Genomic DNA, 712 nt, shown 5'->3' on the forward strand with positions numbered 1-712 from the left:
ATTAGCGTTCCTTTCGAAACGTTGTCCCCCACTACCAGGCAGATTCCTAGGCATTACTCACCCGTCCGCCGCTGAATCAGGGAGCAAGCTCCCTTCATCCGCTCGACTTGCATGTGTTAGGCCTGCCGCCAGCGTTCAATCTGAGCCATGATCAAACTCTTCAGTTCAATACTGCTTGGGTTTTGAGAAAACCCTAAACCTGGCTCAGCAATCGCAACCTCCTCTCAAGGTCACCCCAAAGAAGAGCACTCAATGATTTCTCGCTGAGTATTTGTGATGCTGATAATCTTGCTGACCACCAGTCTTACCTCACAAGCACCCACACGAATTGCTTGATTCAGTTGTTAAAGAGCGTTTCGATCAAGTCTTTCGTCTCAACCGAGGCCGCGCATTCTACAGCAGCCTTGTGTCTCGTCAAGCTGTTTTTGAAGAAGTTTTTCTTTCTTCTCAACCGCTTGCGCTTTCGATCAGCTAGAGCCTCTCGTCAGCGGGAGGCGAATTCTACAGCGTTCAAACCCGCTGTCAACCGCCTCGTGAAACCGCTTTCGATCGACCTGACCGAAGCCACCAACAGGACTCAACCACCACCCTGCCAGCCCGGCGCATTCTACTCGAATTCGCCGTCCGTGCAAGCCCTAGATTTAGATAACTTCTTGATTTACAAGAGGTTTCGCCAAGGGCCTGCGCCGGAGAAGGTGCGCATTATAGGCAC

General features: G+C 51.4%; 1 protein-coding gene and 1 rRNA gene. One reads left to right on the forward strand and one right to left on the reverse strand.

The window, feature by feature from the left end; translation table 11 throughout:
* Positions 1 to 167 (reverse strand): 16S ribosomal RNA (locus V6943_RS20565); the annotation flags it as partial.
* Positions 168 to 332: 165 nt separating this feature from the next.
* Here V6943_RS20565 and V6943_RS20570 point away from each other — a divergent pair.
* A partial coding sequence (locus V6943_RS20570; RefSeq protein ID WP_340555145.1) for a hypothetical protein occupies positions 333 to 712 on the forward strand: 380 nt, incomplete at its 3' end.

The organism is Pseudomonas sp. CBC3, from assembly GCF_037967085.1.
In the GTDB taxonomy this organism is placed as follows: Bacteria; Pseudomonadota; Gammaproteobacteria; order Pseudomonadales; family Pseudomonadaceae; genus Stutzerimonas.